The 26144-nt window shown below is 71.1% G+C and carries 16 protein-coding genes; 10 read left to right on the plus strand and 6 right to left on the minus strand.

The features are described from left to right. The first annotated feature begins 327 nt into the window (after positions 1–327). From Q4C85_RS04895 to Q4C85_RS04920, 6 genes are all read left to right on the plus strand, one after another. Positions 328–1653, plus strand: a complete 1326-nt coding sequence (locus Q4C85_RS04895; protein ID WP_303140216.1) for an MFS transporter — start codon at positions 328–330, stop codon at positions 1651–1653. A gap of 77 nt (positions 1654–1730) precedes the next feature. After that, a complete protein-coding gene (rhaI, locus tag Q4C85_RS04900) occupies positions 1731–2915 on the plus strand; it encodes an L-rhamnose isomerase (RefSeq protein ID WP_303140218.1) in 1185 nt (394 codons plus the stop codon). Positions 2916–2927: 12 nt separating this feature from the next. Continuing rightward, a complete protein-coding gene (locus Q4C85_RS04905; protein ID WP_303140220.1) occupies positions 2928–4475 on the plus strand; it encodes a rhamnulokinase family protein in 1548 nt (515 codons plus the stop codon). 52 nt (positions 4476–4527) lie between these two features. After that, positions 4528–5355: a class II aldolase/adducin family protein gene (locus tag Q4C85_RS04910; RefSeq protein WP_303140222.1), complete on the plus strand. Its 828-nt coding sequence runs from the start codon at positions 4528–4530 to the stop codon at positions 5353–5355. A gap of 96 nt (positions 5356–5451) precedes the next feature. Continuing rightward, positions 5452–7230 (plus strand): CocE/NonD family hydrolase, encoded by a 1779-nt coding sequence (locus Q4C85_RS04915; protein ID WP_303140224.1) that lies wholly within the window; start codon positions 5452–5454, stop codon positions 7228–7230. Positions 7231–7262: 32 nt separating this feature from the next. Further along, entirely contained in the window at positions 7263–10256 is a 2994-nt protein-coding gene (locus tag Q4C85_RS04920; RefSeq protein WP_303140226.1) for a glycosyl hydrolase, read from the plus strand. A gap of 186 nt (positions 10257–10442) precedes the next feature. Here Q4C85_RS04920 and Q4C85_RS04925 read toward each other — a convergent pair whose 3' ends face one another. After that, a complete protein-coding gene (locus tag Q4C85_RS04925; RefSeq protein WP_303140228.1) occupies positions 10443–11711 on the minus strand; it encodes a glycoside hydrolase family 1 protein in 1269 nt (422 codons plus the stop codon). Positions 11712–12170: 459 nt separating this feature from the next. Between Q4C85_RS04925 and Q4C85_RS04930 the strand changes: the two genes are divergently transcribed. From Q4C85_RS04930 to Q4C85_RS04940, 3 genes are read left to right on the plus strand one after another with little or no spacing between them, the layout of a single operon-like run. Continuing rightward, on the plus strand, positions 12171–13790 hold the full coding sequence (locus Q4C85_RS04930) for a family 78 glycoside hydrolase catalytic domain (RefSeq protein ID WP_303140230.1): 1620 nt from the start codon (positions 12171–12173) through the stop codon (positions 13788–13790). Next, positions 13702–15243, plus strand: coding sequence for an alpha-L-rhamnosidase C-terminal domain-containing protein (locus tag Q4C85_RS04935; RefSeq protein ID WP_303140231.1), 1542 nt, complete (start codon positions 13702–13704; stop codon positions 15241–15243). Before Q4C85_RS04930 ends, Q4C85_RS04935 begins: the two co-directional genes overlap by 89 nt. A gap of 33 nt (positions 15244–15276) precedes the next feature. Continuing rightward, positions 15277–18216 carry an alpha-L-rhamnosidase gene (locus Q4C85_RS04940; protein ID WP_303140233.1) on the plus strand — a complete coding sequence of 980 codons (2940 nt, stop codon included), beginning with the start codon at positions 15277–15279 and terminating at the stop codon, positions 18214–18216. 409 nt (positions 18217–18625) lie between these two features. On the opposite strand, the gene Q4C85_RS04945 is transcribed toward Q4C85_RS04940, so the two are convergent. The 3 genes from Q4C85_RS04945 to Q4C85_RS04955 all read right to left on the minus strand — a co-directional run bounded on the left by Q4C85_RS04945 (position 18626) and on the right by Q4C85_RS04955 (position 21222). Further along, positions 18626–18814, minus strand: coding sequence for a helix-turn-helix transcriptional regulator (locus Q4C85_RS04945; RefSeq protein WP_303140235.1), 189 nt, complete (start codon positions 18812–18814; stop codon positions 18626–18628). A gap of 239 nt (positions 18815–19053) precedes the next feature. Next, positions 19054–19239: a hypothetical protein gene (locus tag Q4C85_RS04950; protein WP_303140238.1), complete on the minus strand. Its 186-nt coding sequence runs from the start codon at positions 19237–19239 to the stop codon at positions 19054–19056. Positions 19240–19950: 711 nt separating this feature from the next. Beyond that, a complete protein-coding gene (locus Q4C85_RS04955; protein ID WP_303140241.1) occupies positions 19951–21222 on the minus strand; it encodes an MFS transporter in 1272 nt (423 codons plus the stop codon). An 839-nt stretch (positions 21223–22061) separates the two neighbouring features. On the opposite strand from Q4C85_RS04955, the gene Q4C85_RS04960 reads away from it, so the two are divergent. Beyond that, positions 22062–23663, plus strand: coding sequence for a carboxylesterase/lipase family protein (locus Q4C85_RS04960; RefSeq protein WP_303140242.1), 1602 nt, complete (start codon positions 22062–22064; stop codon positions 23661–23663). 78 nt (positions 23664–23741) lie between these two features. Here the strand turns inward: Q4C85_RS04960 and Q4C85_RS04965 are convergent, their stop codons facing one another. Together Q4C85_RS04965 and Q4C85_RS04970 are read right to left on the minus strand one after the other, a co-directional pair. After that, positions 23742–25220 (minus strand): MFS transporter, encoded by a 1479-nt coding sequence (locus Q4C85_RS04965; protein ID WP_303140244.1) that lies wholly within the window; start codon positions 25218–25220, stop codon positions 23742–23744. A gap of 146 nt (positions 25221–25366) precedes the next feature. Beyond that, on the minus strand, positions 25367–26125 hold the full coding sequence (locus Q4C85_RS04970; RefSeq protein ID WP_303140247.1) for a 2-C-methyl-D-erythritol 4-phosphate cytidylyltransferase: 759 nt from the start codon (positions 26123–26125) through the stop codon (positions 25367–25369). Positions 26126–26144 lie beyond the last annotated feature (19 nt).

Here is a 26144-nt window from a genome sequence, read left to right on the forward strand (position 1 = left end):
ACCCTCAACCTCGGTCGCACCTGCTTGTCGACGACGAGCATATCCGGTGCCGGGCCGGCTCCGGTGAGCCGTCGTCACGCGGCTCGCTGTTGGCCGACCACACCCTCGTGCCGTCCGGACCGCAGCGACCTCACCGGCTCCCGCCCGGCCGATGCGAGCGATGGCCGCACAGGCCCCTTGCGCCACCGCGGGGCGGGTGCTACCGTTCACCGAAATTGATTCGTTTCAATTCTGCTCGTGAGCTTCGCGCCCTCGACCGTCCCGCCTCACTCGGCACGTCGGCCCCGGGCGCGCAGCCCCTGACCCACCCCGTTCAAAGGAGAACCCATGTCCACACCAGCCACGCCCGCCAGGACGCCGAACCAGTGGTGGGTCGGCATCGTCTCCGGCATGGCGTCCTACATCGACGCGTGCGCCATCGTGTCGGCCGGGATCGCGCTGGTCATCTACCAGGGCGCCCTGGGCCTGACCAACTCCCAGGTCGGCCTCGCATCGTCGGGCCTGACACTCGCCATCGCCTTCGGGGCACTGTTCGGCGGGCGCCTGGGAGACCGATTCGGCCGCAAGCACGTGTTCTCCGTGACCATGCTCGTCATCGTGCTCGGCTCGGCCCTCCAGACCTTCTCACCCAACTTTATCGTCCTCCTCGCGGGCACGTTCCTCGTCGGGTTGGGAACCGGCGCCGACCTGCCGGTCTCCCTGGCCACGATCGCTGAGACGGCCGACGAGGACAGCCGGGGCAAGATCATCGGACTGTCGAACGTCCTGTGGATCGTCGGCATCCTCGGCGCCATCCTCACCTCCTCCATCGTCGGCAACTGGGGGCTCCTGGGCGGCCAGATCCTCTACGGGCAGGTCGGGGTCATCGCACTGGTCACGCTGCTACTCCGCCTTCCCCTGCCCGAGACCCAGACCTGGCTGGAGGCGCGCGCAGAGCGGGAACGCGGCGTCGAGACCGTCCGCGCCGAGCGCGCCTCGCTGTCCAGCCTTATGCGGACTCCCTATCTCAAGCCCTTTGTCGCCCTCATCGTGTTCTACTCGCTGGTCAACGTCCCGGCCAACACCGGTGGCCAGTTCACAACCTGGATCAACGTCAACATCATCGGGATGGACGTGGCCTTCTCCTCCCAGCTCAGCCTGCTGCTCATGCCGCTGGGCTTCATCTGGGGGGTGTGGTTCATGCGGATCGTCGACACCGACCGGCGCATGCCCTACTTCTACCTCGGCGCGGCCTGCTACGTGGGTGCCTACTTCATCTACATCCTCGCGGGCTTCCACGTGTGGAGCTTCGTCGCCGTCACCGTCATCAACGCCTTCGGCGGGGCCTTCGCCTTCGAGGGGATCATGAAGGTGTGGACCCAGGAGTCCTTCCCCACCCTGCTGCGCACGACCGCCCAGGGGTCGATCATCTTCGTCGCCCGCCTCGTCGCAGCACTGACCGCCGCCGTGACCCCTGCTCTCCTCGCCCTCAACCCCAGGATCGCCTACCTCATCCTCGCCGGCATCGCTATCGTTGGTTACGCCTTCGCGATCTGGGGCTTCCGCGGGGCACAGCGCAACGAGTTCGCCCTCGAGGGGCACGCTGAGGCCGACGTCGCCGCGGGCGAGGCGGAGGGACTCGACTTCTCGGTCACCGCCGCGCCTAAGAGCTGAGCCCGCCCCCCGAGGTTCCGCACCATCCGGACCGCCACGCACCCGCGCCACCAGAACCCGCAGACAAGGAGACCGTCATGTCAACGCCCGCCCTGTCCGATCTCGCACCCCAGGCACTCGACCTGCTGCGGAACCAGTCCATCGAGCTGCCCAGCTGGGCCTTCGGCAACTCCGGGACGCGCTTCCGGGTCTTCGCCACCGCAGGGGTGCCGCGCACCCCATTCGAGAAGATCGATGACGTCGCCGAGGTCAACCGCCTCACCGGCATCACCCCCCGGGTCTCCCTCCACATCCCCTGGGACGCCGTGGAGGACTACGAGGCCCTGCGCGCCCACGCCAAGAACCAGGGGGTGAGCATCGGCACCATCAACTCCAACGTCTTCCAGGACGAGGACTACAAGCTCGGCTCCCTGTGCAACCCCGACGAGCGGATCCGCGCCAAGGCGGTCGCCCACCATCTCGAGTGCATCGAGATCATGCGGGCCACAGGGGCTCCCACCCTCAAGATCTGGCTGGCCGACGGGACGAACTACCCCGGGCAGGACTCCATTGGCGAGCGCCAGGACCGCCTGGCCGACTCCCTGGCGCAGATCTACGCAGCCCTGGACGATGACCAGCAGCTCGTCTTGGAGTACAAGTTCTTCGAGCCGGCCTTCTACCACACCGACGTCCCGGACTGGGGAACCTCCCTCGTGCACTGCCTGGCGCTGGGTGAACGCGCCAAAGTGGTCCTCGACACCGGTCACCACGCGCCGGGCACGAACATCGAGTTCATCGTCGCCCAGCTCCTGCGCCTGGGACGGCTGGGAGCCTTCGACTTCAACTCGCGCTTCTACGCCGACGACGACCTCATCGTGGGCACCGCGGACCCCTTCCAGCTGTTCCGCATCATGAACGAGATCGTCACGGCCGGGGCGCTGGCCCCCGACTCGGGCGTCAACTTCATGCTCGACCAGTGCCACAACTTGGAGGAGAAGATCCCCGGGGAGATCCTCTCGGCCACCAACGTCCAGGAGGCGACCGCCAAGGCCCTTCTCATCGACCGCGAGGCGCTGCACGCCGCCCAGGTCACCGGCGATGTCCTGGCCGCCAACGGCGTGCTCATGGACGCCTTCAACACCGATGTCCGCCCGCTGCTGGCCGAGCTGCGCGCCTCCCGCGGACTGCCCACCGACCCGATGGCGGCCTTCCTCGCCTCGGGATATCTGGAGCGGATCCGCGCCGAGCGGCTCGGGGGGCAGGCCGCCGGCTGGGGCGCCTGAAAGGACCACACCATGTCCACCACCGGGCACGACACCCCCGTCCACGTCGCCGCCATCGACCTGGGCGCCTCCTCCGGACGCGTCATGGTCGGAAGCATCGCCGGCGGGAGGATCACGCTGACCGAGACCCGCCGCTTCACCAACGCCGTGGTCCCCCTGCCCACCGAGGACGGAATGCGCCTCTACTGGGACGTCCTGCGGCTGTGGGAGGAGATCCGTGAGGGTCTGCTCGCAGCCGCGCGCGACGTCGGGCCGCTGTCCGCCGTCGGCATCGACACCTGGGCGGTGGACTACGGACTGGTCGACCCTCAGGGCGCGCTCACCGGGCAGGTCGCCTCCTACCGCTGCCGGCGCACCCGCGCTGTGCCTGCGGAGGTGTTCGCGGCCATCCCGGCGGCCGAGATGTACGCAGTCAACGGTCTCCAGGTCCAGGACTTCAACACGGTCTTCCAGCTCCTGGCCGAGTCACGCGACGGCGCCCTGGCCGAGACCGCTCCGGCCGACGACACCGACGGGGCGCAACGCACCATGCTGCTGCTGCCCGACCTGCTCGCCTATTGGCTGACCGGTCGGAAGATCGCCGAGATCACCAACGCCTCGACCACCGGCCTGGTCGACGCCCACGAGCGCACCTGGTCCGCCCCGCTGCTGGAACGCCTGCACGCCGATCTGAACCTCGACCTGCGCGGCCTGCTGCCTCCGATCGTGGAGGCCGGAACTGTCGTGGGACCGGTGCGCCGCGACGTCGTGGACCTCCTCGGCCCGGACGGGCACCCGACGCCGGTGGTCGCCGTCGGTAGCCACGACACCGCCTCCGCGGTCGCGGCCGTCCCCGCCCGGGCCCCGGACTTCGCCTACATCTCCTGCGGCACCTGGTCACTGGTCGGCCTGGAGCTCGACGCGCCCGTCCTGACCGAGGCCTCCCGGGCGGCCAACTTCACCAACGAGCTGGGCGTGGACGGCACGGTGCGCTACCTCAAGAACGTCATGGGCCTGTGGGTGTTCAACGAGGCCGTGCGCACCTGGCGCCGACAGGGCCTGGACCTGTCCTACCGGGAGCTGGATCTCGCCGCCGAGGCGGCCGAGCCGCTGCGCACCGTCGTCGACGTCAACGACCCGGCGTTCTTCGCCCCCGGCGACATGGCCGCCCGCATCGACGAGGTCGCCGCCCGCACCGGTCAGCCCCGCCCACGCAACCCCGGCGAGTACGTGCGCTGCATCGACGACTCCTTGGCCCTGGCCTACCGGCGTGCCGTGCGCCAGGCCGGCGAGCTGTCCGGCAAGCAGGTCGGCGTGCTGCACATGGTCGGCGGCGGCACCAGCAACCGGCTGCTGTGCCGGCTGGCCGCCGACGCCACCGGCCTGCCGGTGGTCGCCGGTCCCACCGAGGCCACCGCCCTGGGCAACGTCGTCGTGGCCGCCCGCGGCGCCGGCCTCATCACCGGCGACCTGGCGGACCTGCGTGCTGTCGTGCGCGCCTCGACTGAGATGACCGAGTACACCCCGGACCCGGCGACGGCCGACTCCTGGAACGCCGCCGAGGACCGCCTCTTCGGCTGAGCTCCGCCCGCGCTCCCCCAGAACTCACCACCAGTGACAGGAAGTAGGAACCATGAACGCACCTCTGAGTCTCGACCAGATCCTCAGCCAGATGGGCTCCGCCGGGCACCGCCTCGACCACATGCAGGCCGTGGAAGCAGGCGCCGGCAACATCTCGGTGTCGGTCGCCCGCGGTCCCGAGGAGCTCGGCCTGGCCGGCCGCTTCCCCGACGCCACCCCCGGCACCGAGCTGCCGCTCGCCGTCCCGGCGCTTGCCGGCCGGACCGTCCTGGTGACCGGCTCGGGTTGCCGTCTGCGCGACATCGCCGATTCGCCCGCGGCCAATGTCTCGGCCTTCGTTGTCGACCAGGACGGGGTGACGGGCACCTGGTACACCCACCCGGACAGGGCCTTCGAGCGACCCACCAGCGAGTTCAACTCTCACCTGGCCGTTCACAATGACCAGGTCGAGCGCCGCGGCGTGTCCTTCCAGGCCGTCATCCACGCCCAGCCGCCCCACCTGGTCCAGCTCTCCCACATCAAGGAGCTGCGCAACACCACCGACTTCAACCGCCGCATCCTGCGCTGGGAGCCCGAGACGATCGTGCAGCTGCCCGACGGCATCGAGGTGCTGGACTTCATGGTCCCCGGCAGCGCCGAGCTCATGGAGAACAACGTGCGCGCGCTGCGCGACCACGTCATCGTCCTGTGGTCCAAGCACGGCATCATGGTGCGTTCCGACGACTCCCCCCTGGCGGCGGTCGACAAGGTCGAGTACGCCGAGACCGGCGCCATGTACGAGATCCGCGACATGATGGCCGGCGGCCGCGGGGAAGGAGTCACCGAGGCCGAGCTGCGCGCGGTCGTCGAGGCATTCAGGGTCCCCACCACCCTCCTCTAACCCCGAGATCGGGAGATATGACACCTCGAGCTCGCCGCAGCCGGGCGCCCCTCGGGCCACCACCGACCCCACCGGAACCACAGCAATGGAGTAGTCATGGCGCAGCCCACCACGCCTGTCATCCTGGAGACCCTTCGCACCACCATGCCCGACGGGGTTGTCCTGCACGCCGAGGTCGCCCGCCCCACGGGCTCACAGGACTCCCCCGTCCCCGTCCTGCTCGCCCGCTGCCCCTACCTCGGCGGCTGGCGTCCGGCCTTCGCCGAGGGCTTCGGTTGGGCCACCCGTGAGCCGGGACAGATGACGCGGGTCATCGGACTGCAGGCCGGGGTCGAGCTTGAGGAGGTGATCGCAGCGGGCTTCGGGGTCGTCGTCCAGGCCTGTCGCGGCACCGACCGCTCCGAGGGCACCTTCCGCTTCTACCGCGACGAGGCCGCCGACGGCGTCGCCACCCGCCGGGCGCTGGCCGCACTGCCTTGGTGCGACGGCACGGTCCTGACCTTCGGCGCCTCCTACCTGACCACGACGCAGTTCACTGCCGCCCTGTCCTCCACGACGCACCTGGCGGCGATGACCACCTGGGTGGCTCCCTCCACATACGACGACGACCTCATGATGCGCGGTGGTGTCCTGGAGGACGGGCCCGGGTACGACTGGGCGCGCCAGCGGGTGCGCGAGGGCCGCCTCCACGACGGCCTGGAGGACGTGCCCGCCGAGGAGCTGCCCGAGGCGGTCCCCGACTTCACGGCGATGCTGGCCCGCATCGGCATCCGCCGCGCCGCCGCGGCCCTCGCCTGCGCCCACCCGGCCGGAGCCCACGTCCTCGACGCCGTCAACCACCCCCTGCACGACCCCTACTGGGAGTCCCTGGGCTATCCCGAGCCGGCACTGCGTCGGCTCGGCTCCCGGCTGCCGGTGCTCTCCGTGGCCGGCTGGTACGACCTCTTCCTGGGCGGCACTCTGCGCAACCACGAGCTGCTCAGCTCCGCCCCACCACCGGTGACCGGACCCCACCGCCTCCTCATCGGGCCGTGGACCCACATCAACCAGACCCGGGACCAGCCCGGCCGCTCCTTCCCCCACGGAGGCCTGGAGGACGCCGGCACCGCCGCGCTCCACCTCGACTTCTGGAGGGCGGCCTGCGGCGACACCGACGCTGCAGCCCGCCTGCCCGATCTGCCGGTGCGTGTCTACATCATGGGCGCCGACCGCTGGGTCGACCTGCCGTCGTGGCCCGCGCCCCAGGCACGCGACACCTGCTGGCACCTGGCCGGCGGCGACGACGGCGTCCTCCTTCCCCCGACTAAACCGGCGCCGTCGGGCCCGGGACGCAGCTCGTGGGTCCACGATCCCGCCGACCCGGTGCCCACTGCCGGCGGTCAGGTGCTCATGGGGCCGCCTGAGGCGGCCGGCCCCCATGACCAGCGCCCTGTCGAGGCTCGCGACGACGTCGTGTCCTTCACCACCGCGCCGCTGGGTGCTCCGGTCACCGTGCTCGGGCCGGTCAGGCTGCGGGCCTGGGTATCGGCCGGCGCCGAGGACGCCCACCTGCACGCCGCCCTGACCGAGGTCCTGCCCGACGGCACCTCTGTCCTGCTCACCGACGGCGTCCTGCGACTGAGCGCCCGCCACGGGGCTGACCGCAGGGACCCTCTGGCACCCGGGGAGGTCGTCGAGGTCGAGGTGGACATGTGGGCCACCGGCATCCAGCTGCCCGCCGGCCACCGCCTGCGGCTCAACCTGGCCGGATCGAACTGGCCCCGCTACAGCATCGCCCGACCGCACGAGGAGGAGCCCGTCACTCTGAGCGTCCACCACGACGCCACCCACCCGTCCCATCTCGTTCTGCCGCTGGTCGAGCTCGCCTGCGCCTGACCAGACCGACCTACGACTCGCAGGAGAACCACATGACCAGCATCGACGACCTGCGTCGAGCCGTGAAAGACCCGCCCATCGAGTACCGTCCCGAGCAGAGGTGGTGGCTCGCCGAGGGCCTGCACACCGACGACACCATCCGCCACGAGATCAGCCAGGCGCACCGGCTGGGCTTCGGCGGCATGGAGTTCCTCGCCATGCCCGAGGACAACATCGACGAGTCCCGCTACGGCTGGGGGAGCGAGGAGTGGAGCCATGACTCGCTGACCGTCGCCCGGGAGACCACCGAGCGCGGCATGTCCTTCTCCTTCACCTCCGGGACCAACTGGTCCAACGCGAACCTGCCCACCATCACCCCCGACGACGACGCCGCGGCCCAAGAGCTCGGCCTGGTCTGCGAGGACGTCGACGGCACCCGTTCGGGCCCACTGCCCACGGCCGACCTCAACAGGAGGAACGACGGCCCGGACTTCATCCTCGAGCGCATCCCCGGCAAGCGCCAACGTTTCGTCGCCGTCGTCGCCGCGGTCGTCACCGACCGCAGCGACGCACCCGGGCTCCTCGACGTCGACTCCCTGACGGACCTGTCCCCCCTGGTCACCGGCCGCGGCGAGGACCGCGCCCTGGAGTGGACCGCACCGGATGACCGGCGCTGGCGCCTGTTCATCTTCTGGCAGCACGGCACGGGCCAGATCGCCAAGCCGTCGGCCTCGGTCAACTACACGGTCAACTACCTGGAGCGCGACGGGGTCGATGCTGTCATCGCCTACTGGCGGGACGTCGTCCTGACCGACGAGCTCAAGGCGCAGATCGCCGCCAACCCCCGCGCTCAGATGTACATGGACTCCCTCGAGCTCAACCTCTCGGGCGAGGCGGGGATGTTCTGGGGCCGCACCGTCGCCGAGGAGTTCCGCGCCCGTCGCGGCTACGACATCATCCCCTGGCTACCCGTCCTTGTGCGCCGGGTACCGCTCATGGCGGTCTCGACGGTCTACACCTACGAGCCCGAGGGCTCGGACACCGCCGTACGCACCGCCGTGGCCAAGGTCCGTCACGACTACGTTGAGACCCTGACCGACCTGTACATCGAGAACATGCTCCTGCCTTTCCGGGACTTCCTCAGGGCCAACGGGATGTCACTGCGCGCCGAGATCTCCTACGGGCTGCCCTTCGAGCTGACCCGCCCGGGCATCGCGGTGGACGGCATCGAGAACGAGTCCCTGGAGTTCGGCTCCCAGATCGACGCCTACCGGCTCATGGGCGGAGCCGCTCACCTGCTGGGCAAGCAGTACTCCTCCGAGACTGGAGCGACGACGCGCAACCATATGCTCGACCACCGCTTCTACGACCAGATCATCAACACCCAGCTGGCCGCAGGCATCACCAAGACCGTCCTGCACGGTTGGTCCTCCCCGCGCGGGGCCGAGGGCACTGTCGAGTGGCCGGGTCACGAGGGCATGCTGCCCCTGTTCTCCGAGCGCTTCGACACCCGTCAGCCCGGCTCGGAGTTCTATCCGCTGTGGACACGGGCGGTGGGCCGCCTCCAGTACGTCCTGCGGCAGGGTCGCCCGCGCATCGACGTCGGCATCCTGCGCACCGACCACTTCACAGACAACTCCTCGGGCATGATGCTCATCGACGACCGGGGCGAGCGTGTCGCCGACGAGGTGGCCTACGGCACGAGATGGATGAGGAACCGCCAGAACCATTGGTGGGCCGACCTGGGCATGCAGGACGCCGGATGGACCTACGAGTTCTTCGAGGGGTCCTACCTGCTGCGTCCGGAGGTCTCCTTCGGCGACGGCGTCGTCCAGCCCGACGGCCCCGGCTACCAGGCGCTCATCGTCTACCAGGAGGCTCTCGACGCCGACGTCGCCGCCCGGCTCCTGGAGCTGGCGGAGGCGGGTCTGCGGGTACTGGTGGTCAACGGCGTCAGCGAGCTCAAACGCCTCGAGACCGGCGAGTACCTCCGCCACGACGCCCCAGCCTCGCGTACCCCCGGACTGGATGGGCGTGACGAGGAGCTGGCCACGACGATGGCGCACCTGCGAGCCCTGCCCACGGTCGCCGAGATCGATGACCAGTCCCTCACGCTCCGGGCGCTGCGCGACCTGGGGGTCCGGGGGTACCACGAGCTGGTCGAGCCAAGCCCCGCCGTGCTGACCTACGAGCGCGAGGACGGCGACCTCATCCACGTCTACCTCTACAGCTTCCTGTACGAGACCGGGCGGGAGACCACCGTCGAGGTGCGCGTTCCGGGGCGGGGCGCCGCCTACCGTCTCGACCAGTGGAGCGGCGTGATTCGCCCCGTCCCCTCCAGGTCCGACGGCGAGGCCACGGTCATCGCGGTGACGCTGCGTCCCGGTGAGGCCACGATCGTGACGCTCGACCGCTCGGTCGGCGGGCGGGGGCCGGCCGACCGGACCGGCACGACGGCGGGAGCCTGTCACCAGTCGCAGATCGGCTCAGTGGTTGCCGAGCTCTCCGACTGGTCGATCGCCGTGGAGTCCTGGGACGCAGGCGACAACGAGATCGTCCAGGAGGACCGGGGCCTGGGCTACGTGACCCGTGAGGTCGTGCCGACCACCGTCGTCACCCGCCTCCAGTCCAGCGCACGTGCGCTGGCACCGTGGAAGGATCTGCCCGACGTCGGCCCGGAGGTCTCCGGCGTCGGCGAGTACCGCACAACGCTCACCCTCGAGGAGGTGCCCGAGGGGCGGCTCGTCCTCGACCTGGGGGACGTCAACGGCGGGCTCGGCTCACTGAGTGTCAACGGCTCGGAGCCGGTCGGTTTCGACACGTCCGCTCCGGCCGTGGATGTAACCGGGCGGCTGCGAGCAGGGGACAACGAGCTGGTCGTCCGGGTGTCCTCCTCGCTGAGCAACCGCTTGAGGGCGCGCGGCTACTACGATCGCGTTCCCGACGTCCTGCTCATGCTCAACGAGGGTGTCAGCACACCGCATGAGGTGCCCGAGCGCTCCTACGGGCTGGTCGGCCCCGTGCGCCTGCTGGCACGGAGCAGCTGAGGAGGCCGGGCGAGGCGGGTCCACACCGCCGCGCACCCTGTTCCGCCCATCGGGCTGCCGACCGGTCATGTCGGCGACTCCGTGGAGCCCCCGTGCATCCACGGAGTCGCCGGGACCTCGTTCCCGCACGTGTCATATGTCCCGATCTCGAGGTGTCATATGTCCCGATCTCGCGGTGGGGCGGGGTCAGAACAGCACGGCTCCGTTCGTCCGGGCGATCTCGCCCAGCACATGAGCACTGGGCTTGGGCCTGCGCTCCTGGGTGACCCTGTCCACGGCGATGATGCCGAACTTGGGGCCGTAGCCGAAGATCCACTCGAAGTTGTCCATCGCCGACCAGCACATGTAGCCGCGCACGTCCACGCCGTCGGCGATCGCACGACCCACCTCGGTGACCGCGGTGCGCAGGAAGTCCACCCGCTGGGTGTCGTCCTCGGTGTTGAGCCCGTTCTCGGTGACGATGATCGGCACCTTGACCGTCTCCCACGCCTGGCGCACCACCGCCCCGATCGCCCAGGGCCAGATCTCCTCCCCGCCCTGGTTGAGCACCGCGCCGTCCTCCGGCGGTACCGGGCCATCGGGACCCAGCACCGTGCGGTTGTAGGTCTGCAGCCCGACGAAGTCGTCGCCCTCGCTGAGGCGCAGGTAGCGCAGGTTGTTGTCCTCATTCATGCGCGCCACCCGCTGCTCGCCGCCGGGTGCGGCATGGAAGTCGGTGTTGGCCAGGGTCCAGCCGACCTGCATCTCAGGCCTGACCTCTTTGATCGCCCGCCTGGCCTGGCGGTGCGCCTCCGCCGCGACCTCGAACGCCTCCTCGGTGGCGGCGAGCTGGAAGCCGGCGACCTTGTCCGCCGTCGTCCCCAGGGCACGCGCAGCCCCCTGCCAGGTGGGGTTGCCCAGGCGCTGGGCCGGGCTGGTCTCGGCCAGACCCATCTCGGCCAGCAGGACGGAGAGGTTGGGCTCGTTCATCGTGCAGGCGATGTCGAACAAGTCGCCGAGCTCATCGGTGACCACCCGGCAGTAGCGGGCGAACAGGTCCGGCGTACTGGCATCCTCCCAGCCGCCACGGGCGATAAGCCATGCCGGAGAAGTGAAGTGGTGGTAGGTGACCAGCGGGGTCAACCCGTGCTCGTGACAGGCGCGCAGCATGTCGCGGTAGTGCTCGATGGCCACCGCGGAGAACTCGCCCTCGGCCGGCTCGATCCGGCTCCACTCCAGGGAGAAGCGGTAGGAGTTCAGGCCCAGTGAGGCCAGCAGCGCGATGTCGGAGCGGTAGCGGGTGAAGTGGTCGCAGGCATCTCCCGAGGACTCGGCGAACATGGTGTTCGGGACGTGCTCATAGAGCCAGCAGTCGTTGTTCGTGTTGCCTCCCTCGACCTGGTGGGAGGCGGTGGCGGCTCCCCACAGGAAGTCCTCGGGGAAGGGCGTGGCGGCGGTAGCGGTCATCGTGGTCATGCTCCTGGGCGTGGTGGGCGGTGGGTGCAGGTGCTGACGGCGACACCCGGCGCGCACGAGGCGGCGCGGGGCGCCGCCGTCGAGTCGGGTGACGGACGGCGTAACTGGCAGGCGGGGGTCACGTGACTCCCTTGACCAGGGGAATGACGAGGCCCCTGCCGCACTCCCCCGGATCATGGAGCACAGCGCCACGGTCCCGGACAGACCCATCGCTGCGCCGTCACCCGCGCCGAAGCAGCCGACCTCGTGCACCCCCGACCACCAACAGACGTCGCGCAGGACGGGACCGAGATCGACTCTTGACGGGTGGGACCAACCCCCTAGTATGTCGCACACTACTATATGAATCGATTCAACACATCTGGAGAACCGATGCCCCCGCCCAACAGCCTCCCGCCCGCACCCGCAGGACAGACTCCGCTGGCCACCGCGCCCACGGCTGCCCGGTCCACCGCCTCCATGCCTACCCCGGCATCACCCGACCCGCTCATGTCGGGCCAGCCGAGCCGTGCGCCCGCCTCGCCTGCCACCTCCTCCCCCGCCCCGACCCCAGCGGCAGCTCTCGGAGACGGCTCACCCCGAACCACCGACCTGCTGCGCGCGCCCGCGCCCGCGCCGACGGACCCGGTGGGCCCGCTGGCGGCACCCGTGCGCCTGCGTGTCGACCACCACCGCCCCGACCTGCCCGTTCTCGGCGGGACCGGGGCCAGCCCCACGCTGTCCTGGGAGGTGCCCACCGCCCCCGCAGGCTGGCGACAGGTGCGCGCGGAGGTCGAGATCACCCGCGGCCCCCTCGGCGATCCGACCGTCACCGAGACCCATTCCCTGGCAGGACCCGACGCGCTGTTCATCCCCTGGCCGGGAGCACCTCTGACCAGCCGTGAGACAGCGTCCTGGCGCGTGCGCGTGGCTGGGGCTGATGGCACCTGGTCGCCCTGGTCCCGCCCCGCCGTCGTCGAGACGGGTCTGCTGGAGCGCTCCTGCTGGACCGCGCGCCCGATCACCGCGCCCGGCAACGCGCGCACCGACCCCGCCCCCGTCCTCGTGCGCCGTCTGACCGTCCCCGCGGGCACCACCGCCGCTCGCCTCCACCTGACCGCCGCCGGTGTTTACGAGGCCTTCATCGACGGCGTCAAGGTGGGAACCGACGAGCTCGCCCCGGGGTGGACCGAGTACGCCGACCGCCTCCTGGTCCAGACCCACGACGTCACCGCCGCCCTGGGCCCCGGCGAGCATGAGCTCGCCATCGTCCTGGGCAACGGCTGGTACCGCGGCCACCTGACCTGGGAGATGCGCGAGTGCGTCTACGGCACCGACTTGTGGCTGCTCGCCCAGCTCGAGCTCACCGGTCCGGAAGGGACGACCACGATCGGCACGGACGGCGACTGGGTCTGGCGCCCCTCCAACGTCACCGCCAACGACCTGTACAACGGCCAGTCCACCGACCTGCGTCTGCCCGCACTCGGCACCGAGGACGCCGAGTCCGCCGTCGCCGTTCTCGCCCTGCCGGAGGCCGACCTCGTTCCGACCGCGCTGCCCCTGCCCACCGTCGTCGGCGAGCTGCAGCCGATCGAGGTCCTCACCACGCCGTCGGGCAGGCGGATCGTCGACCTCGGGCAGAACCTGACCGGGCACATGCGCCTGACAGTCGTGGGCGACGCCGGTCGGGTCATCACCTTGCGCCACGCCGAGGTCCTCGAGGACGGCGAGCTGGGCACCCGTCCCCTGCGCCACGCCGAGTGCACCGACCGCGTGACCCTGGCCGGTACCGGCACCGCTGATCACCCCGAGGTCTTCGCCCCCACCCTGACCCAGCACGGCTTCCGGTACGTCGAGGTCGAGGGATTCGACGGCGACGACGAGGCCCTGGCCGCGGCCCTCACCGCCCGCGTGGTCTCGGCCGGCATGGAGCGCGCGGGCTGGTTCAGCTGCGACCAGGAGGACGTCAGCCGCCTGGTGGAGAACACGCGCTGGTCGACACTTCATCACCGTGCCCACCGACTGCCCGCAGCGCGACGAGCGCCTGGGCTGGACCGGCGACATCGGCGTCTTCGCCCCGACCGCCCTGACGCTGTATGACTCGGCAGCCTTCCTGGCCTCCTGGTGCGCCGACCTTGCCGCCGCACAGGCGCCCGACGGCTCCCTGCCAGTGGTGGCCCCCAACGTCCTTGGTGACACGAAGCTGACCTGCGCCTGGGGCGACGCCATCACCCTGGTGCCCTGGGCAGTCTACGAGGCGACGGGGGACACCGGAGTTCTGGCCGCCACCGTCGAGGCCATGTCCCGCTTCGTCGACGGCGTCGAGATGGCAGCCGGACCGCGGCTTCTGTGGCGTGGTGGCTTCCAGTTCGGCGACTGGCTCGACCCCGACGCTCCACCCCAGGACCCGGCCGACGCCAAGGCCGACCCCGACGTCGTGGCCACCGCCTACTTCGCCCGCAGCGCCGAGATCACCGCGCGTGCCTACGCCGCCCTGGGACGGCCCGAGCGGGCCCGGCACTACGAGAAGCTGGCCGCCGGCGTGCGCCGCGCCTACCTGGACGCCTACGTCACCGTCGACGGCCTGATCGTCTCCGACTGCGCCACGGTCTACGCCCAGGCCTTGGCCTGGGACCTGCTCGACACGCCGCGACGGGTAGCGGGCGCCGGGGCCCGCCTGGCCGACCTGGCGCACAGTCGGGCCTTCCGCATCTCGACGGGCTTCGTGGGCACACCACTGGTCCCCACCGCCCTGGTCAAGGGCGGCCAGGGCGCCACCGCCTCCCGCCTCCTGCTGGAGAGGGGGTGCCCCTCATGGCTGTACCCGGTGGAGATGGGCGCCACGACCATCTGGGAGCGTTGGGACTCCATGCTTCCGGACGGGACCATCAATCCCGGGGAGATGACGAGCTTCAACCACTACGCCCTGGGCGCGGTCACCCAGTGGCTCATGACCGAGCTGGCCGGGCTCGAGCTGGTCGCGCCCGGCGGACGGGCCCTGAGAGTCGAACCGCGGTTCGGCCACGGGTTCGGCTCCGCGGGCGTCACACGCCGCCTGCCGCTGGGCACGGCGAGCGCCGCCTGGGAACTGAGCGGGCAGGACCTCGGTCTGCGCGTACAGGTGCCGGTCGGCGCAACGGCGCGGATCATCCTGCCCGGCGTGGAGCCCGAGACCGTCGAGCACGGCGTGCACGAGCGCACAGTGCGCGTGCCCGAGGACGTGTTGGGGAGGCCCGGGACCGTCGCGACGGTCCGCGGCCTCATGGCCGACACCGACGCCTGGCAGCGGGCGGTCACCGCCGTGAGCTCGGCAGGGCACCCGATGTACGCCCAGGACCCGGCCGTCACGCTTGCCAAGCTGCTGCGCCGTGAGCTCGACGCCCCCGTGTCGATGGCACCGGCTGCGGCAACCGTGTACGGCTTCGTCCCAGGAATGGAAGAGGTGCGCGACGCCCTGGAGAAGGTCGTACGCACGATCGGCTCTCCAGCGATGGCGAGCAGGGGCCGCGGCGCAGCCGCCGAAACGATCGACCAAGAGGCCGAGCCCCTCTAGAATTGATACGTTTCAATAGGGAGAGAGGTTGCCTTGTCCCCCCTGCCCCACGCCCGTCCGACCATCCCGGAACCACCTATCACCGCCGCCGCCCTGCCCGACCCGGTGGGACGCTTGGCCGCCCCGAGCCATCTGCGCCTGGAGCGCCACCTGCCCGGCGACGTGCTGGGCGGTGCCGCACCGAGTCCTCGCTTGAGCTGGGAGGTCGCCAGCGCCCCAGCCCAGTGGGCACCCACCGACGCCGAGCTCGAGATCACCCGGACCTGCCTGGACGGCACCGCCCTCGGCGAGCCCGAGGTCCTGCGCCTGCCGAGGGCGGACGGCATCCTGACCGCCTGGCCCGCCGCTCCCCTGGGTTCGAGGGAGCGCGTCAGCCTGCGGGTGCGCGTCACCGGGGTCGTACGGACCAACGCCTCAACCTCCGGGGCCTCCCCATCGGGATCCGACTCACCCGGACCCTCCTCCTGCGCAACCACGGGTCCGGCCGTCGGCGCCACGGCCGGGGCCGCGCCCCTGACGGCCACGGCCGCCCCCCGCACGCCGTCTGCCGACGGCAGCAGCGCCACCGTCTCGACATCCGCCTGGTCGGAGCCGGTCGTCTACGAGACCGGCCTGCTCTCCGCCGAGGACTGGCAGGCCCTGCCCGTGGGGCCCGCCTGGCCCGAGAACCCCGACTCCGACCGGCGCCCGCCGCTCGTGCGCGGCGAGCTCACGGTCAAGACCCCGGTCGTGGCCGCCCGCGCCTACATCAGCGCCCACGGCCTCATCCGCGCCGAGCTCGACGGCCTGCGCATCGGCACCGATGAGCTCGTCCCCGGCTGGACCGTCTACGGCAAGCGGCTGGTGGCGCGCGCCTACGACGTGACCGAGACGCTCCTGTCCTCGTCTCCCAACGGCGACGGCGTAGGTACCCACGCCCTGGGCGCCCAGCTCGCTGACGGCTGGTACCGCGGGCACATCGGCTTCGACGGCGGATACCGTAACCTCTACGGTGACGATGTCGCCGCGATCATCCAGCTCGAGCTCACCCACGCCGACGGCTCACGCTCGACGGTGTCCACCGGTCCGACGTGGCGGGCCGGGGCCGGCGAGATCCTGTTCACCGGCCTGTACGAGGGCGAGCGTGTCGACGCACGCCTCAGGGCCCCGGGCTGGTCGACCCCCGGCTTCGACGACTCCACCTGGCAACCGGTGCGGGTCCACACCAGCGATGCCGACCGTCTGGTCATGCCCACTGACGCGCCGGTACGCGCCATGGAGACTCTCGAGCCGGTGGAGGTCACCGTGCTGGACCGCCAGGTCCTCCGTCTGGGCGGCGGCGAGACCGAGACGGCCCCCGAGCGGGTGCTCGTCGACTTCGGCCAGAACATCGCCGGTCGACTGCGGATCACGGTCTCGGGCCCCAGGGGCACGACGATCACTCTGCGCCACGCCGAGATCCTCCAGGACGCGCAGCTGTGCACGCGCCCGCTGCGTGAGGCCGCCGCCACGGACACCTACACGCTGGCGGGCGAGGGGGTCGAGGAGTGGGAGCCGGCCTTCACCATCCACGGCTTCCGCTACGCCGACGTCACCGGCTGGCCAGGCGGCGCCCAGGCCGCGCGCGAGGCGATCGAGGCGGGCGCGGTGCGTGCCGTCGTCGTCCACACCGCCATGGAGCGGCTAGGAGCCTTCACGTGCTCGGACGAGCGGGTCACCCGCCTGCACGAGAACTCGCGCTGGTCGATGCGGGACAACTTCGTCGCCCTGCCCACCGACTGCCCGCAGCGCGACGAACGCCTGGGCTGGACCGGCGACATCCAGGCGTTCGCGCCGACCGCCGCCTTCCACTACGCCTGCACCGGCCTGCTGGGCTCATGGCTCGAGGACCTGTCCATCGAGCAGGAGGAGCACGGCACTGTGCCCTGGTACGTCCCAGTCATCCCCGGCGGCTTCTGGACCCCGCCCAAGCCCGCCGCCGTGTGGGGCGACGCCGCCACCATGGTGCCCTGGGAACTGTTCCAGGCCACAGGGGACCGGGGCCTGCTGGAGCAGCAGTACGACTCGGCCCGCGCCTGGGTGGATCTGGTGGACTCCCTGGCGGCGGAGGACCACGTGTGGGACTCCGGCCTCCAGCTCGGCGACTGGCTCGACCCCTCGGCACCGCCGGACAACCCCCTCCAGGCCATGACCGACCCCTACCTCGTGGCCACCGCCTTCTTCGCCCGCTCGGCCCGGATCGTCTCACTGTGGGCCGCCGAGCTGGGCAGGGCTGAGGACGCCGAGCACTACGCGAGCCTCGCCGATGCCGTCGGCGAGGGCTTTCGCGCGCGTTTCACCGACTCCGCAGGAAGGATGACCTCCGACACCCAGACGGCCTACGCGCTGGCCATCGTCTTCGACCTGTGCGGCGACGCCGAGCGCCGCGCGGTCGCCGGCAGGCGTCTGGCCGAGCTCGTCGAGCGCTCCGGAGGCAACGTGTCGACGGGCTTCGCCGGCACGCCCGTGCTCACCGAGGCCCTGTCAGCCACCGGTCACGCCGAAGACGCCTACCGGCTGCTCATGGAGACCTCCTGCCCGTCGTGGCTCTACGCCGTGACCATGGGGGCGACCACGACGTGGGAGCGCTGGGACTCGATGCTGCCCGACGGCTCGGTCAATCCCGGCGGGATGACCAGCTTCAACCACTACGCCTTGGGCGCTGTCTCGGCCTGGCTGGAGCGGACGGTCGGAGGCCTGACTCCCGCCGAGCCCGGCTACGACCTCATTGAGGTCGCACCCCGACCCGGCGGCGGGCTGCGCAGCGCCGAGTCGGTGCATCGCACCCCCCACGGCTGGGCGGCATCATCGTGGTCGCTCGACGATGCCGGTCGGCTGGACCTCGAGGTGGTCGTGCCGGTGGGGGCGCACGCCCGGGTCGTGCTTCCCGGCCAGGCGGGTGCGGCGGCCGGGCCGATCCTGCTGGCGCACGGCCGCCACCACCTGGTGGCATGAGCGGTGCCGTTCCGGGGGAGCCGACCTTTCCCGGGACGAGAGCTCACATCGTGCGCAGATAGTGGGCCTTGGTCCCCAGCTGCACCGCGATCATGACGAACATCCCGACCACCGCAACCACCTTGACCGGGCCGTCGCATTGTCATGCCCCCGGCGCGCCCGCCAGACGGCGACCGCCATGGCCACCGCCGTTGTCAGCGCCCCGACGGCGAAGCCGACCACGAGACCACGGCGACTGTCCGGTCAGCTCGACGGGACGAACGGCACGTAGGCGAGGGCGGCGACAGCGACCACCGACCAGACCACGACCCATGTCTGCTGGATACGGGCCTTGCAGCGGCGGCGCTCGTCTCCGGAGACGGCCCGCCCCGCGCCGGAAGTCTCGGACGGTACAGAGGACCTGCGGTTGTCAGATATGGAAGATCTCCTCGACCGTCGTGTCGAAATAACGGGCAATGGCGATGGCCAGGGGCAGAGAGGGGTCGTACTTGCCCTTCTCGATGGAGTTGATGGACTGACGCGAGACGCCCACGGCCTCACCGAGCTGCGCCTGGGTGAGGCCGCGGGCTTCCCTCAGCTCCCGCACATCGTTGTTCACACACGCCCCTTGACGAGGAATCTCCCCCAGCTCCCGCCGGGCAGGTCGAGCCCACGCCCTTCGGCCGCCCGGCCGAGCTCGGCCAAGCGGGCGGAACGGACACTGAGAACCATCAGGCTGGCCACCTCCACGACTGCGAGCCCGATGAGGGCGCCGTCCGAGAAAAGATGGAGCACGGCGCTGGACGCGCACATGACGGCCCCTACCGTACAGGCCCCGGCGGTCACGGTGACGACGCTCTACTCGGCGGTAATCGCCCTCAGAAGCGCCTCGTTGTCCAGTGGGTGGGCCGACAGGGCACGGCGGAGGCGTCGGCGGGCGATAGCTGTGATGACGACAATGACGACGACTGCAACGGCAAGGCCGGCGACGACGCCGAGGACGAACTCGAGGGACATGGCGCCCTCCTGGGATGGGTACTGCACGATGAGAAGTCGAACGGCGAGCCGGATGACGCGACAGGTCCGGGCGGCCGCCGGGCCTCCCACAACCACCTCGCCATGTCAGGCGCCCTTGACATGTCTAGTGTGCTTGACATGAGTCGTCATGTCAAGCGGCCTTGACCCTGAGGCGTCTCGCACACGCCCCACGTCATTTCAGGTCGTTGCAGCAAACGTGACACACCGCCTAAGCGCAAGCCTGGACCCACAACTGACCGATCGTTAGGTTGGTGGGCGCCGGCCGGCTCCTGGCCAGTCGACACCCGGCGGGAGAGTCCTCCGGGGAACCCAACCGAAAGGAACCGACATGTTCATCGACATCAACCTAGCCGTCAGTGCCGCCGACGCCCGTCAGCGCGAGCTCGCCCGCGAGGCCGCCGCTGCGAACAAGCAGCGCTGACACCCGAGCGATACCCGAGCGATACCTGAGCGATACGGCAACCGCCCGAGGCGGTACACCCGCGGGACCACCCGCGACGGCCATCAGGCCACTGCACATCAGGGCGAGGACAACGAGGTCCTCGCCCTTCTTGGTGCCCCGACGCCGAGTTCGCACCGCAGACCCCATGGCGGCCGACGAGGACCGCCATCTCGCGAGATCGGGACATCTGACACCTCGAGATCGAAACCGAGAGACGGAGTCGCAAGGTGGCGGCCGAGGCCGCGCCCGGGTGTTGCCGGCAGGCGGCGCAGGGGTCAGCGGGCCGACCGCCCCACACGTCGCCGAGCCCCTAGGAGGGCCACCACCGCCGAGTACAGCAGGGGGATGACGGCGCACAGGAGCAGTGCGGGCCGCAGCCCCGTGCCGGAGTCGGTCGGCAGCACCGCGACGAGACCGGCCAGGGACCCGCCGGCCGACGCCGACTGGGCCAGGACCCCGGCAGCGGCCGGACCCACGGCCGCACCGACGTCGCCGAACAGCGCGATGACCGCGAACATGGCGCCGCCGCCGGCGGGGAAGCGCGCCGCGGTCAGCGAGGTCGCGCCGGGCCACATGAGCGAGACGCACAGGCCCGTCAGGGCGCAGGCGAGCAGCGTGACACCCGCGTGGGAGGCGGCTGCGGCCACGACGTAGCAGGCGGCCGCGCCCAGGCCGGAGACGATCAGCACGCCCCGCAGCTGGATCCGCTCGCCAAGGAGCCCGTACCCCGTGCGGCCGATCGCCATGAGCAGGGCGAACAGGCCTGGGCCGAGCAGGTCGCCGAGCTCCTTGCCCACCCCGGCGCCCTGCTGGGCGAAGAAGCTCGACCACTGGCTCATCGTCAGCTCGCTCGCCCCGCCCAGCGCCATGAGGGCCAGGGCCAGGAGGAAGGCCGGGGCGCCCAGGAGGGAGCGCAGGGAGGTGCGCTCGTCGTCGGGCACGGTGCGTGGCATGGGCACGCGCGCGATGACCAGGCCGTTGACGATCGGCACGAGGGACCACACGAGCGGCAGGACCCACCATCGTTCGATGCCGACGACCGCCAGCAGGCCGGTCGTGCCCAGGACGACGGCCAGCTGGCCCCAGCAGTAGAAGGAGTGCAGCAGCGCCATCCCGGCCTCCTTGGAACGCCCGGGCTCGGCGGGCAGGTGCTCGACGATCGGGCTGGCGAGGACCTCGATGAGCCCACCGCCGACGGCGTAGACGACAACGGCCAGGCACAGTCCGACCAAGCCCGAGCCCAGCAGCGAGGGGACGAGTGCGAGCGCCATGAGCCCCGCGGCGGCCAGGACGTGGGCGATGACCATCATCGGCCGGTATCCGACGCGGTCGACGAGCCGGATCGAGACGAGGTCGGTGACCAGCTGGACGAGGAAGTTGAGGAAGGCCAGGAGCCCGAGCTGCGCGACGCCGATCCCGATCCTGGAGTGGAAGACGACGAAGAGCAGCGGGGCGAGGTTGTTGACGATCGCCTGGACGACGAAGGCCCCGTAGGCCGAGCGCCGGGTGGCGGCCCAGCTGGCGGCAAGGCGGCCGTGGTGCGTCATGGGACTCCGTAGGGCGGGGGCGGCGTACTGGTCGCATCCTACGCAGGCTACTTACTGCCCACTAGGTAGTCGGGCCGTCCAAGACAGATCGACGACAGCCGGAAAATGAGTCATACATCACGTTGATTGCCCGCTCATGGCGATCTCAACAAGTCCACCATCGTCACCCCCTCGTCTCATGCACCCGATGAGGCCCCTCCTCCACCCGTCCGGAGGCCATCTGGAGGAGGGGCGCCCCGATGACTCCCGCGACCGACCAGCCCCGACCCGCCCCCGACAAACCTTCCCGCACACCCGCTCACCGAGGATGGCGAGCGGATCGCCTGAAGGAATGGGTCCCCCCGTCGGGCGCAGGACCCACGCGACCCCTCAGCATTGCAGGTACATATCGGTAGGCAGTCACACATAGGACACAAAGGAGTTTACGCCGTCACCCGATCACCTTGTCGGATGACTCCCATCAACAACGCCTTCGGTTTGGGATTTCAACGAAAAACGCCTCCGCCCACCATCGGGGGCCGCGGCGGCACGCCCGCGCACATCACGACATAGCGACGTATTCGTGATACTTCTGTGATACCTCTGTGACAGTACAACGACCAGACGATCAACCCCGCCACCCACCCGGTCGGCTAAGCCATTAGGATGGTTCCATCCACCGACCGGGGTGGGTCGCGACACAACTCGACCACCTCACGTCGTCCGCTCAGGCACGGACAGGGACGGACCAGCATCGCTGGACCTCCACCAGCCGACAGACACGTTCAACGGACCGGTGACCAGTTCTCCGAGCCCCCTTCCCCAGGGGGTTGACCCACGCCCGCATCAAGGAGCCCTTCATGACCAGCCAGCACACCGACCACGTGGCGAACACCCCGCTCGCCAGTCCCGCCCGGGGACTCGACCCCGTCGTCGAGGCACCGTGCGGCCCGGTCCGTGGCGTCTGGCGCGAGGTCACGACGGCGGCGCCCGCGAGCCGCTTCAACCGCTCGGCCGCCTTCTACGGCGTGCCCTACGCCGAGGCCCCCGTCGGGCCCCACCGCTTCATGGCCCCTGTCCCCCGCTTCCCGTGGTCCGAGGTGCTCGACGCCACCCGTCCCGGCGCCAGCCCCCAGCAGACCCTCATGTGCGGGACCACCGCCGTGCCCGAGGCCGTCGTCCCGGGCGAGGACACCCTCAACCTCAACATCTTCACCCCCACCCCCGGCCAGGACGAGGCGGCCCTGCCAGTGCTCGTGTGGATCCACGGGGGCGGCTTCGAGACCGGTACGCTGTCGAGCCCGTGGTACGACGGCGCGACCTTCAACCGCGACGGCGTCGTGACCGTCTCGGTGTCCTACCGGCTGGCCTTCAACGGGTTCGGCTACGTGGAGGGCTCCAACGCCCCGGTCAACCGCGGGCTGTACGACCAGATCACGGCGCTGCGCTGGGTGCGCGACAACATCCGCGCCTTCGGCGGCGACCCGGACCGTGTCACCCTGGCCGGATACGGCGCCGGCGGAGCATCGGTGATGGCCCTGCTGACCTCGCCGATGGCCGAGGGCCTGTTCTCCCGCGCGATCTGTCAGTCGGGCGTCCCGTCCACCATGCCCCTCGAGCTCGCCCGCGAGCGCGCCGACCACGCCGCCGACCTGGCGGGGACCACCGCCGACCTCGCCGGCTGGCGCCGCCTGAGTGATGAGGAGCTCGACGCCGCCGCCGGCGAGCTCGCCGAGGAGGTGCCCCTGCTGGGCTCCGACCCGGTCGAGGTTGTGCGCGAGGCCGTCACCGGCACCGCCCCCGTGCCCGCCACCTTCGGCCCCGTGCATGGCGACGAGGTCCTGCCCGTCGAGGTCGAGCAGGCCCTCGCCTCGGGGGCCGGTGCACAGATCCCCCTCCTGACCGGTGCCACCGCCCACGAGGCCGTCTTCCTCGGCTTCCTGCTGTCCGGACCGGGCGGGGGCCCCTCGACCGCCGAGCTCCTCGATCAGGCCGGCGTCGACCAGCAGACCATCACCCGCATCGAGGACAACTTCCCCGAGCTGTCGGGCAACGACCCGGCCCTCCTGGGCGCCGTCGTGTCCTACGGCCGCTGCCAGCTGCCGCTGACCCGTTCCCTGCGCGCACGCGCCGCCGCCGGGTCCGGGGCGACGTGGGTGTACAGCTTCGCCCGCCGCGCCCAGCGCACCGGTGTCGCGGCGCACTGGCTGGACCTGCCCTTCGTCTTCGACTGCCTGGGCGAGCCCGGAGCCTCGGCCGCCATCGGTGACCACGGGTCCCAGGACCTGGCCACGGCGATGCACGCCGACTGGGTGTCCTTCGTCGCCGGCGAGGACCCGTCCTGGGCGGCGTGGGGGCCGGGGGGCACCGGGCGGGTCTATGGCGCCGTCGACGGCGTGGTGGCCGAGGAGGGGACCCCGCTCGCCCTGGCCGAGGCGCTGCTGGACGCCCCGCAGGGCTGAGGCACGCAGGCCCCTCCCCCGGCCACCACCAACGACGCGAGGCGTCCGCCGCAGTACCGCGGTCGTGAGCCGGGCGCCTCAGCCGTCCAGGTCGGTGATGTGTCCGGCGGGGTCCTGGACGCGGAGCATGAGAAGCAGGCCGAGCAGGAGCACGGTCACGATGCCCAGCACGCCCCAGTACGGGGCGTCCCCGCCCGTGACACGCCCGCCGACCCACACGCTCAGGCCGTACATGGCCGGCGCCAGGAAGGACACCGCCCGGCCTGTCGTGGCGTAGAGGCCGAAGATCTCGCCCTCCCGGCCGATGGGCACGACGCGGGCGAGGAAGGACCGGGCGGCCGACTGGGCCGGCCCCACGCAGGCCGCCAGGACCAGGCCCAGGACCCAGAAGGCGGTGGCCCCGGCGTCGTGGAGCACGAAGACGAGCGTGCCCGCCACGACGAGCACGACGAGCGAACCGAGGATGACCCGGCGGGGACCGATGACGTCGTCGAGGCGTCCGGCCACGATCGTGGCGACACCGGCGACGACGTTGGCCATGACCGCGAAGAGCATGACCCCCTCGCGGTCGAATCCGAAGGTGTTCTGGGCGATGATCCCGCCGTAGGTGAAGACGCCGGCCAGCCCGTCGCGGAAGACCGCCGCCGCCAGGAGGAACCACAGCACCTCGGGATGACTGCGGTGGAGGGAGCGCAGGGTGCGCCACAACCGCTTGTAGGAGGCGGCGATCGACTCGCGGCGGGCCGGGCGGGGGGCGTCGGGCCGCCCGCCGGGCTCGATCTCCATGCCTGCGTGCTCCCTGGCGCCGCCGCGCTCGGCGGCCTCGCGCGCCCCCTGGCGCAGGCGGCGTCCGCTGCGCCCCGACTGGGTGAGCACCACCGGCACGGCGCACACGCCGAACCAGGCCGCCGCCACGAGCATCGAGGCCCGGACGTTGAGCCCGTCGGCCTCGGTGACGCCGAACCAGCCGACGTCGGGCTGGATGAAGCCGGCCAAGAGGATGAGCAGGAGGACGATCCCTCCCAGGTAGCCCATCCCCCAGCCCAGACCGGACACGGCGCCGAGGCGGTCCTTGGGGGCCAGGTGCGGCAGCAGCCCGTTGTAGTTGACCGAGGCGAGCTCGAAGAAGATGTTGCCCACGCCCAGCAGGACGATGCCGAACCACAGGAACCCCGGCTGGGGCAGGACGAGGAACATGGCGGCGCTGACCGCCACGACCACCGCCGTATAGATGCCCAGCCACAAGACGGTGCGGCCGGCACGGTCGGCGCGTTGGCCCGTGACCGGAGCGAGGAGGGCGATGCAGGCTCCTGCGATGGCCAGTCCCACCGAGATGGAGGTCTCGTTGGCGGCCTTGTCCCCGAAGGACTCGCTGGCCAGGTAGGTGGTGAAGACGAAAGTCGTCACCACCGCGTTGAAGGAGGCCGAGCCCCAGTCCCACAGACCCCAGGCCACGATCGGCCAGGACAGGAGCCGGGTGTGTGGAGACTGCCCCACGTCAGGCGTGGCGGGGACGGTGGCCGGGGCGGCGACGTCGGGAGCGGAGGGCGGGGTCATGGCTCGAGCCTAGATGAGTAAGTCCAGGGGGCGCGGCTTGGGCCGGCGGGTATCAATCGGCGACCGCGATGGTCCGTGTGCCGGCGCTCGTCGTGGCGGTGCTCGTCGAACTGCGAGATCGGGACATATGTCCCGATCTCGCGGTGTCATATGTCCCGATCTCGGGACAGGAGGGTGGCCAGGGCGAGGTCCAGGGGGGTGGTCACCTTGATGGCCAGGGGGTCGCCGGGCACGACGACGACCGCGCCGCCGCCGGCCTCGACCAGCCCGGCGTCGTCGGAGGCAGCCAGCGCCTCGTCGTGGGCGCGCTCGGCGCCCAGGCGGTGGGCCGCCAGGAGCACGTCGGGCCTGAAGCCCTGGGGCGTCTGGACCGCCCGCAGCGCCGCGCGCCGTGGTGTGCCGGTCACGCGCTCAACCCCCTCGCCGTCCTGCGGTCCGGGCTCCGCCACCTGCTTGACCGTGTCGGTCACCGGCACGGCCGGCACGACCGCCTCATGGCCCGCACGCACCGCGGCGACCACCCGGCGCACGACCTGCGGCGGGGTCAGTGCCCTGGCGGCGTCGTGGACCAGCACGACCCCCGCCCCGGGCAGGGCCGCCAGCGCCGCGTCCAAACCGATGGCAACGCTCGCCTGCCGTGAGGCCGGGGAGCCCGCCACGACCTCGAGCGCGTCGTCGGCCAGGCCCGCCAGCTCCTCGGCGAAGCGTCCGACGTGGGCGGCCGGGGCAGTGACGACGACGCGGTCGACGACCCCGGAGTCCAGGAGCCCCGCGGCCGAGCGGCGCAGGAGGCTGACCCCGTCGATCTCGACCAGCGCCTTGGGCCCGCCCGCGCCCAGGCGCGCCCCCGAGCCCGCGGCGGTCAGGACGGCGACCACCCCGGTGGGCGAGGGGACCTGCGTCATCTGCGGGACCGTCGCAACG

Source organism: Actinomyces sp. (assembly GCF_030524025.1).
In the GTDB taxonomy this organism is placed as follows: Bacteria; Actinomycetota; Actinomycetes; order Actinomycetales; family Actinomycetaceae; genus Actinomyces.